An 8,768-nucleotide genomic window follows, 5' to 3' on the forward strand; every position below is an offset into this window, starting at 1 on the left:
GCTCAATCGCGCTCATTCGGCAATGCGTCCGGGTTCGATTTCAGGAAGATCTGGTCATTCAGTTTGGCCAGCATTTGATCGCGTTCGGCGTCGGACAGTGTGTCGCCGCCGTTGCGCTCTGGTTCCAGCGTGGAGAGCAGGTCGCGCGACATCGCCTTGCCGTGCGGTGTGGTGCGGTCTTCTTGCAGCTTGGCCAGTGTGTATTTGAGCACGCGCGAGGACTGGTTGGCCTGCATCTCCAGCGATGCCTTGACCAGCGCGCCCTTGTCGTAGCCGATGCTGGTTGTGCTGCTGGCCGAATCGTCGATGGTCACGTAACGGTAGTTCTGCGAGTTGGGCGACAGGTCCAGCGCCAGCACCGAACCCGCCTTGGCCGGGGTGTGATAGTTGGCCTTCAGGCGCGATTGCTGCTGTTGCGAGATGCCGCGGTCCAGCTGCGAGGTGCCGGTGATGGTGGTCTTCTGCGACACCTCGTAGGAGAAGGTATCCTTCTCCGTCAGCCGCGCGGGATTGGACGCGACCTCGGTCTGCGAGAACGACGCCTTGAAGTCGGCCAGGCCGGTGGTCAGCGCGCGATCCTGCTTGGTCAGCGAAATGGCGCTTGGGGATACTGGCGGCGGTGCGCCGTAGTCCTCGTTCATGCCGGTGAAGGCGTCCTTGAACATCTTGATCATGGTGGCGTTGCCCTGGCCGCGCAGGCCGGCGTCGTCCACTTCCCGCAGGTAGTTGTTGAGGGCCTTGGCTTGCTGGTCCTTGCTGCCCCAGCTGGCGGGCTGGCTCAGGTCCACGCCGATCTTGGCGTTGCCTGCGGGGCCGGCGAAGCTCACCGTGCGCTGCTTACTGTCGGCGTGGAATTCCAGCCGCTGCGTTTCCTTGGGATTGAGCTTGATCTCGCCCTTCAGGTCCACCGACGACAGCACGTTGCTGTCGAACTGCGTCAGACCCCCGAGGTCGATGCGCGGCGGGTCTTCGGTCAGGCCGTCGATCGACTGTTGAAAGGCCTCGGCCAATTTGCCCAGCGCCTTGCGTTCCACCTCGCTCAAATCGCCATCGGCATGCGCTTCGACGGCAATGCTGTTTTCGCCGGCGTCCAGCTTCAGCTCCACCTTCACGCCACCGCGGGTGGTGATGGTCAGGCCGATCTGGTTGTCGCCCATGCCGTGCTGCGATACCTGCGACGGCATGACCAGCATATCGTAGGTGTCTGCTTGCACGCCGCCGGGCGCCTGCTGCACGGTTTGCGAAAAGTCCTCACCATCGTAAGCCACCTGCTTCAGCAGCTCCGCGCCCAAACCGTTCAGACGGCCGGCGACGGGCTGGCCGCTGAAGTTCTGCGCCATGATGTTGGCGGCGGTGCTGCGGGTGCGGTTTTCCCACACCAGCGCCTTGGCGCCGGTGTTGTTCGCGCCCGCGCCCAGCGAGACGACGGTGGACGAGCCGGCGCCCGCAGCGCTGGCGGTGCCCGATGTGGGCGCGTAACGGCCGCCGCCCACTGGGGTGGTGGATGGGGTAGTCCGGTTCAGGGATGTGATGGGTGTCATGACCCCATTATAGGCCGGTTAAGATTTATGCGACACGGTGCTGCCTCGGCGCCGGGCGTTGCTGGTCCGGCGTGTAAGGGCTGGCGTGCAGGTCGTGCAGGGCGTCGAAGGTGATGAACTGGCGTGGACGCACCACGTCCTTGCCGTAAGCGGCGACTGAAACCGTCCACAGGCCGGCATCGGCGGCGGCGCGCAGGGCCGGCACGTCGGTGTCGATGGCGATCGCGTCCGACGGCGCCACACCCATGGCGTGCAGCGCGTGCGCGTAAGGGCCGGTGCCGGCGGGAGCGTCGAAACCGACGCCGCCAGCCACCACCGCGAATATGCTGTTGACGTCCGCGCCGAAATGGCGCTCCAGCAGGGCGCCGGTGGCGGGCGCCGGCAGGTCGGTCAGAATGCAGATCTTGCAGCCGGCGGCGGTGGCGTCTTCAATCAGCGCCAGCGCGGCGGCTTGCGCCTGCGGTGGGCGCGCCAGGATGGCTTGATGGAACTGACGGTTCTTGTCCTCGAACAGTTCGGCCACGCGGCGCTTGTCGCGCGACAGCGGCGGCACGGCGACAGCGGAGCCGATGGCGCGGGCGTAACCGTGGGTGGCGGCGGCCGCGCGCAGCGCCGGCAGCGTCCAGCGGATCGACAGTTCGGCGTTGGCGAACGCCGCGTTGCAGGCTGCCAGATGCAGCGCCTCGGTATCGAAAAGTACGCCGTCCAGGCCCAGGAAGATCACGTCTATGCTCATGTCATTCTCGCTCAACGATGTCAGATAGGTATCAATATAGAGGTAGAATGCCTAAAAGAAAAATTAAAGATTATGGATAATTGATAAGGAATCCTTATGTATCACGCCAGTTTTCGCCAATTGCAGTCGCTGGTGCTGGTCGCGCGGCACGAGAGCATTTCGCGCGCGGCGGACGCCATGCACCTGACGCAGCCGGCGGTCTCGCTGCAAATCCGCACGCTGGAGGAAATCACCGGCATCGCCCTCACGCGCAAGGCCGGCCGCAATATCCAGCTGACGGCGGCGGGCGAGGTGATGGCCGAATTCTCCGAGCGCATCCTGCGCCTGTGGGAGCAGGCCACCGACGAACTGGCGGCGCTGCAGGGCGTTACCTCCGGTACCTTGCGCATCGGCGCGGTGACCACGGCGGAGCACTTGCTGCCGCCGCTGCTGGTGCCGTTCACGCTGAAACGGCCGGACGTGCGCCTCAAGCTCCAGGTGGGCAACCGCACGGAGGTCATCAACATGCTGGCGCGGCACGAGATCGAGCTGGCCATCATGGGCACGCCGCCGCGCGAGCTGCGCACCAACGCGGCCCGCTTCGCGCGTCACCCGATGGCGTTTGTGGCCAGCCCCCGGCATCCGCTGATGAAGAGGAAAAAGATCACGCTCAACGACATCATGGCGGCCAACCTGCTGGTACGCGAGCGCGGCTCGGGCACGCGCACGGCGGTGGAGAAGCTGCTGCGCGATGAGGGACACGCGGCGGAATTCGGCTCCGAAGTGTCGAGCAATGAGGCGATCAAGCGCATGGTGTCGGCGGGGCTGGGCGTGGGCTTCCTGTCGGAGCACGCCTGCGCGCTGGAGTTTAAGGCCGGCCTGCTGGCCATACTGCCGCTGAAGCACAAGGTGGAAGCGGACTGGCAGATCATGCACCTGACCGATCAGCCGATTCCCAAGGTGGCCGCCTCGTTCCAGGACTTCGTCATCGAGAACGGGCAGGACCTGGTGCGGCGCGAACTGGAAAGCTCGTACCGGTAAAACTGCCTATACAGTGGTGGCGGGTGATTGTGTAAGTGTATTGGTTTGAGCCAGTACACTTTACCTTACAATACAAGCACACCTCACCAACGGATATCGCCATGTCACCAGAACTGTTGCTGCCACTGCTGGGCTTTGCCGTCGTCAGTTCCATCACGCCGGGGCCGAACAACACCATGATGATGGTGTCCGGTCTGAATTACGGCCTCAAGCGCTCGGTGCCGCATCTGCTGGGTATCTGCTGCGGCTTTGCCTTCCTGATTTTTGCGACCGGACTGGGATTGCACGTCGTGTTCGAACAGGTGCCGATGCTGCAGACCATCCTCAAATACGCCGGCGCCATCTACCTGCTGTGGCTGGCATGGAAGCTGGCGCACGCGGCGCCGATGAGTAGCGGACAGACCGAGTTGTCCAAGCCGATGGGCTTTTGGGGCGCGGCGGCCTTCCAGTGGATTAATCCGAAGGCGTGGGTGATGGCGCTGGGCGCGCTGACGACCTATCTGCCGCAGGGCTTCGCGGTGAGCGAGGTGCTGTTGATGGCGGGACTGTTCGGGATGGTCGGCATTTTCTGCGTGGGCTCGTGGGCGGTGTTCGGTGTGGCCATGCGCAGCGTGTTGCAGAACCCGCGCTCGGTGCGCATCTTCAACGTGGTGATGGCGCTGGCACTGGTGGCCACCCTGTATCCGCTGCTGGCCTGATACCATAGCGCTTTACCGGATTTGAGGGAATGCCCATGTTACGTCGTATCGCGCTGGCGCTGAGCGCCTCGCTGCTGGCCTGTGTCGCCAGTGCCGCCACCTTGCCGTCCAACCTGATGCTGCCGGAACCGGCGCGCGCCGCGCGCGGCTACGTGGAGAGCTGGGTGTTCAACATCGAGCTGACCGGGGACGAATTGAATGGCATGGAACCGTGCCGCAAGATCCTCGCCGAGCGCGGCTTCGCGCCGACGCTGTCCAAGACCGCCACCACCGCCGCGCCGTCGCTGCACTTCAAGATTGTCGGCCACAAGGCCTATGCGCAGGCCAGCACCGAGGCGGACGACACACTGGCCGCGTTGCAGCAGGCTAAGTGCTCGGGCACCTTGAGCTGGACTGTCTTCGCCAAGGCGGCGCGGCCCTAATGTTTTGAGGGCGGCAGCCGCAACGCCCGCAGGCGGTCGCGGATGTCGTCCAGATCGGCGGACTGGGTGGCCTGCTGCGCCATCAGATAGCCGCGTGCGAACTGGATGGCGCCGGCCGATTCCGGATGCCGCTCCGCCAGCGTCTGTAGCAGATGGCCGGCCACCGCCAGATCATTGTGCTGGCCCAGTTCTTCCTGCACCTCGGCCAGCGTTTTCAGATACGCGCGCACACTTCTGGCGCGATGCAGTCCATGGAAAAACTCCAGCGCGTAGCGGTCACGCTTGGCGGCGATGCGCGTGTGGTGGGCGCTGGCCGGATCGTCCTCGCGCATGCGCCGGGCGCGCTTGAGCAGGGACTTGTGCAACTGCTGCAAGGTCTGGCGTGAAAAATCGGCGGCCGTGCCGTCCAGCAGCGGCGCGGTTTGCAGCATCCACGCGCCCATGGTCAGCATCAGCTTGGTGTAGCGCGGCGACAGCACGGCTTGCGCCGCCTCGCGCCGTTTGGCTTGCGCGGTGTCCAGCGGCAGCGCTTGCACCGCCATCATGCCGTTGCCGCCGTCGGGTTGCGTGCCGATGCGCGACAGCGTCGAGGCCAGCAGCACATCCCAGTCGCGCGCCGCACCCAACTGTTCGCCCAGCCAGCGCACGTCCTCCAGCAGCTCAGGCGGGCAGGGCGCCACCGCGTCGAACAGCTTGAGCGCAGAGCGCAAGCGGCGCACGCCGACGCGCATCTGGTGCAGCGTTTCCGGATCGTTGCCGTCCACCACGGCGGTTTCGTTGCGCTGGATGTGCTCCAGGCAGTTGCCCAGCACCGCAGGCAATGCCTCGCGGAGGCTGATATCGGCATCCAGTGCCAGCGGCTGCGCGCAGAACGGCGCGTAGCCGGTCTCGCGCACCAGCATGTAGCCGCGCTGCGCCTTGTTGATGTTGCTGATGCGCACAGGAATATCTTCCAGCAGTTGCAGCGCGAAGGTGTACAGGCCGGCGGGATCGTCGTCCTTCAGTTCCAGTTCGATTTCATTGACCGGCACCTGCTGGCCCTTGCGCTCGATGTGGCCAACATCCAGCGCCACCTCGATGCGGTTGCCCTCGGATTCCAGCTCCCACAGATGGCGCTGCACATCCACCAGGAACAGCGGCTCCAGCCGGTCCTTGAGGTTGGGCGTGTCCAGCACCGACAGCCATTGCGCGTCGTCGCCGATCAGCTTGCGCAGCTTGCCGAGACGCGGCCATGCGCGGTCGACCGGGCCTTCCCATTCGTTGCGGCTGTGCAGGCCGCTTTGCACGCTGCCGCCGGCTTTCATCGTTTGTATCCACACGCCGTCGACCTTGCGCACGCGCAGACCGGCGCCGTGACGCAGCAGATGCAGGTCCGGCGTATCGAAGTAACGGGCGGCCAGTTGCTGCACCCGCGCCGGCGCGCCGAGCAGCGGATGATGCAGCAGTTGCTCGTTGTGTTCGGGTGCCAGCAGCAGTTTGAGTTCGACTTCCATGGGCTCAGTGTAGGGAAAAGTGGTGGCCGGCGTCGCACGGCTTTACGCGCGGCGCGGCAGCGTGTGCAGAAGTTGCGCCCAGGCAGGCGTGGCGGCGTGCCAGAAGGCGTCGATCGTTTCGGCCTGGATATCGAGGCCGAGGAAGCGGGCGGCCGGCAACATGGCCTGGCGCAGCAGCACTTGCGGATCGGCGCCGGTGTCGAAGGCTTGCGCGCCGGTTTGCTTGGACATCTTGTCGCCGGCATCGTTGACCACCACCGGCACATGCAGATAGCTCGGCCGCGGCAGGCCGAGCACCTGTTGCAGATACAGCTGGCGCGGCGTGGAATCGAGCAGGTCGGCGCCGCGCACGATGTCGGTGATGTGCTGCGCGCCATCGTCGACCACCACGGCCAGCTGGTAGGCCCAGTAGCCGTCGGCGCGGCGGATGATGAAGTCGCCGACCTCGTCGGTCAGGTCCTGGCGGTAGTGGCCGGCCCAGCGGTCCTCAAACGACAGCACGCAGTGCGGCTGCTGCGGCACCTTGAGGCGCAGCGCGCGTTCCACCTTGCCCGGCGCCAGGCCGTGGCGGCAGGTGCCGGGATAGACCAGATTGAGCAACTGACGGCCGCTCAGCTGGACTTGCGAATCGGCGATCTCGCGCCGCGTGCAGCCGCAGGGATAGATCAGCTCGCCCAGTTGCGCCAGCGCCTGCTCGTACAGCGCATAACGCTGGGTTTGCCAGGTGACCCCGCCATCCCACTGCATGCCGCAGCGTTGCAGCGAGGCCAGGATGTGCTGATCGGCGCCGGCCACGTTGCGGGCGCCATCGACATCCTCGATGCGCACCAGCCACTGGCCGTGGTGGGCCCTGGCGTCGAGATAACTGGCCATGGCGGCCACCAGCGAACCGAAGTGCAGAGGACCGGTAGGCGAGGGCGCGAAGCGGCCGATGTAGGGAGTGCGTGCAGTCATGCGCAGCATTTTAACGCGACGGGCCGGCGGCTTGCTGGCGGCGTCGGCAAATCGCACTTACAATGTGCGCGCGGCAAAACCGCGCCCAACCACTTATGAACGTCTCAGGGACATCACAACAATGAAGACATCCTTCGCAGCATCGGCGCTGGCCATGAGCCTGGCGCTGGCACTCCCGGCCCACGCCGACGCCGGCAAGACCGCCGTGGTACAAGAAGCGCCGTTGCGCGCCCACCTTCAGTTTCTGTCCAGCGACCTGCTGGAAGGCCGCGGCACCGGTCAGCGTGGCGGCGACTTGACGGTGGCCTATCTGGAATCGCAGGCGCTGGCGCTGGGGCTGAAGCCGGGCAATGGCGACAGCTACCGTCAACCGGTGCGCATCGCCGGCGTGAAGACGCTGCCGGCCGACAGCACGCTCAAGCTGGAAGCCGGTGGCAAGCCGCTGGACATTGCCTTTGGCAAGGACTGGGTGTATTCGCCGGGCGACGCCACCGCCGCGCACAGCTTCAACGCCGGCCTGGTGTTTGTCGGCTACGGCATCAACGCGCCGGATGAGCAGTGGAACGACTACAAGGGTGTCGACCTGAAGGGCAAGATTCTGATCATGCTGGTCAACGATCCGCAGCCGACGGCCGAGCAGCCGAACCGGTTCAACGGCAAGGGCCTGACCTACTACGGCCGCTGGACCTACAAGTATGAAGAGGCGCAGCGCCAGGGCGCGGCCGGCGTGCTGCTGATCCACACCACGGCGTCGGCCTCGTATGGCTGGAGCGTGATCCAGAACAGCTGGTCGGGCGTCGAACGGTTCCAGCTGGCGGCCGGCACGCTGGGCACGCCGTTGCAGGGCTGGCTCACCGACGACACGGCGCGCGCGCTGTTCACGGCGGCAGGCCAGGATCTGGACACGCTGCGCGCGGCGGCCGAGAAGCAAGACTTCCAGCCGGTGGCGCTGACCGCCAAGCTGAACGGTGAGATGCGGGCGGCCGTGCGCAAGATTGAGCAGTCCAACGTGGCGGCGGTGGTGCCGGGCACCGATCCCAAATTGAAAGATGAAGTGGTCATCTACAGCGCCCACTGGGACCATCTGGGCATACAGTCGAATGGCGGCGACGCCCAGGCCGACGTGATCTACAACGGCGCGGTCGACAACGCCTCCGGCAGCGCCGCCCTGCTGGCGATGGCGGCCGAAGCCAAGCGCGCGCCGGCCAAGCGCAGCCAGATGTTCCTGTGGGTCGCCGCCGAAGAGCAGGGCCTGCTGGGCAGCAGCGCCTACGCCGCCTCACCGCTGTGGCCGTTGAAAAAGACCGCCGCCAACCTCAACCTGGACAGTCTGAACTTCATCGGCGTCACGCGCGACATCGGCGCGCAAGGCAGCGAGCGCACCGAGCTGGGCAAGCTGGCCGACGTGGCGGCCAAACAGATGGGGCTGCGAATCGCGGCGGCCAAGCCCGATCTGGCGGGCGGCTACTTCCGCAGCGACCACTTCAGCTTTGCCAAGAACGGCGTGCCGGCGTTCTCGATCACGTCGGGCCGTGACTACGTCAAAGACCCCGAGGGTGCGCAGGCCAAAGCCGCCGCCTACGGCAAGCGCTACCACCAGGTCAGCGACGAATACGACCCGAGCTGGGACTTGTCGGGCATGGTGCAGACCGCGCAATACACGCTCAACCTGGGCCGCCTGATCGCCAACGGCGCCAAGCTGCCCGAATGGAAAGCAGGCGACGCCTTCGCCGTCCCGCGTAACTGAAAAACTGGTGTCAGACCTCGTATATTGAACCTACCGCGCCATCGCCGGATAATGTGGAGGTGGCAACGGTCAGGCAGGGTGACGCCGACCAGACTTTGGGTAGTTGAACCCGTGTGTCAGATAGGCGCCCTTGTCTGTTTCATTTTATTAGTCCGAA

The 8,768-nt window shown here is 65.4% G+C and carries 8 protein-coding genes; 4 read left to right on the top strand and 4 right to left on the bottom strand.

The annotated features are described in order from the left end of the window. Window positions 1-2: 2 nt before the first annotated feature. Both GTP44_RS09745 and GTP44_RS09750 read right to left on the bottom strand, forming a co-directional pair. Window positions 3-1,541: a hypothetical protein gene (locus GTP44_RS09745; RefSeq protein ID WP_161019276.1), complete on the bottom strand. Its 1,539-nt coding sequence runs from the start codon at window positions 1,539-1,541 to the stop codon at window positions 3-5. A 25-nt stretch (window positions 1,542-1,566) separates the two neighbouring features. Continuing rightward, window positions 1,567-2,277: an HAD family hydrolase gene (locus GTP44_RS09750; RefSeq protein ID WP_161019277.1), complete on the bottom strand. Its 711-nt coding sequence runs from the start codon at window positions 2,275-2,277 to the stop codon at window positions 1,567-1,569. A gap of 96 nt (window positions 2,278-2,373) precedes the next feature. Between GTP44_RS09750 and GTP44_RS09755 the strand changes: the two genes are divergently transcribed. The 3 genes from GTP44_RS09755 (at window position 2,374) to GTP44_RS09765 (ending at window position 4,417) form a co-directional block, all read left to right on the top strand. Then, a complete protein-coding gene (locus GTP44_RS09755) occupies window positions 2,374-3,297 on the top strand; it encodes a LysR family transcriptional regulator (RefSeq protein ID WP_161019278.1) in 924 nt (307 codons plus the stop codon). Between the two features lie 101 nt (window positions 3,298-3,398). After that, entirely contained in the window at window positions 3,399-3,995 is a 597-nt protein-coding gene (locus GTP44_RS09760; RefSeq protein ID WP_161019279.1) for a LysE family translocator, read from the top strand. Window positions 3,996-4,030: 35 nt separating this feature from the next. Then, the gene (locus GTP44_RS09765) at window positions 4,031-4,417 is read left to right on the top strand and encodes a hypothetical protein (protein ID WP_161019280.1); all 387 of its coding nucleotides are present in this window, start codon (window positions 4,031-4,033) and stop codon (window positions 4,415-4,417) included. On the opposite strand, the gene GTP44_RS09770 is transcribed toward GTP44_RS09765, so the two are convergent. Next, entirely contained in the window at window positions 4,414-5,910 is a 1,497-nt protein-coding gene (locus GTP44_RS09770) for a CYTH and CHAD domain-containing protein (RefSeq protein ID WP_161019281.1), read from the bottom strand. The two genes, GTP44_RS09765 and GTP44_RS09770, sit on opposite strands and share 4 nt — an antisense overlap. Window positions 5,911-5,952: 42 nt before the next feature. Further along, complete coding sequence (gene gluQRS, locus GTP44_RS09775; protein ID WP_161019282.1) at window positions 5,953-6,864, bottom strand: tRNA glutamyl-Q(34) synthetase GluQRS; 912 nt, start codon at window positions 6,862-6,864, stop codon at window positions 5,953-5,955. Between the two features lie 121 nt (window positions 6,865-6,985). On the opposite strand from gluQRS, the gene GTP44_RS09780 reads away from it, so the two are divergent. Then, complete coding sequence (locus GTP44_RS09780; protein ID WP_161019283.1) at window positions 6,986-8,611, top strand: M28 family peptidase; 1,626 nt, start codon at window positions 6,986-6,988, stop codon at window positions 8,609-8,611. Window positions 8,612-8,768: the final 157 nt, after the last annotated feature.

Origin of the sequence: Duganella lactea, from assembly GCF_009857505.1 — a bacterium.
GTDB classification, from domain to species: Bacteria; Pseudomonadota; Gammaproteobacteria; order Burkholderiales; family Burkholderiaceae_D; genus Rugamonas; species Rugamonas lactea.

Bases quoted from the DNA above. Each gene is read 5' to 3' on its own strand.
- GTP44_RS09745 (WP_161019276.1), bottom strand. From the start codon at position 1,541: ATGACACCCATCACATCCCTGAACCGGACTACCCCATCCACCACCCCA.
- GTP44_RS09780 (WP_161019283.1), top strand. From the start codon at position 6,986: ATGAAGACATCCTTCGCAGCATCGGCGCTGGCCATGAGCCTGGCGCTG.
- GTP44_RS09770 (WP_161019281.1), bottom strand. From the start codon at position 5,910: ATGGAAGTCGAACTCAAACTGCTGCTGGCACCCGAACACAACGAGCAA.
- GTP44_RS09755 (WP_161019278.1), top strand. From the start codon at position 2,374: ATGTATCACGCCAGTTTTCGCCAATTGCAGTCGCTGGTGCTGGTCGCG.
- GTP44_RS09750 (WP_161019277.1), bottom strand. From the start codon at position 2,277: ATGAGCATAGACGTGATCTTCCTGGGCCTGGACGGCGTACTTTTCGAT.
- GTP44_RS09760 (WP_161019279.1), top strand. From the start codon at position 3,399: ATGTCACCAGAACTGTTGCTGCCACTGCTGGGCTTTGCCGTCGTCAGT.
- gluQRS (WP_161019282.1), bottom strand. From the start codon at position 6,864: ATGACTGCACGCACTCCCTACATCGGCCGCTTCGCGCCCTCGCCTACC.
- GTP44_RS09765 (WP_161019280.1), top strand. From the start codon at position 4,031: ATGTTACGTCGTATCGCGCTGGCGCTGAGCGCCTCGCTGCTGGCCTGT.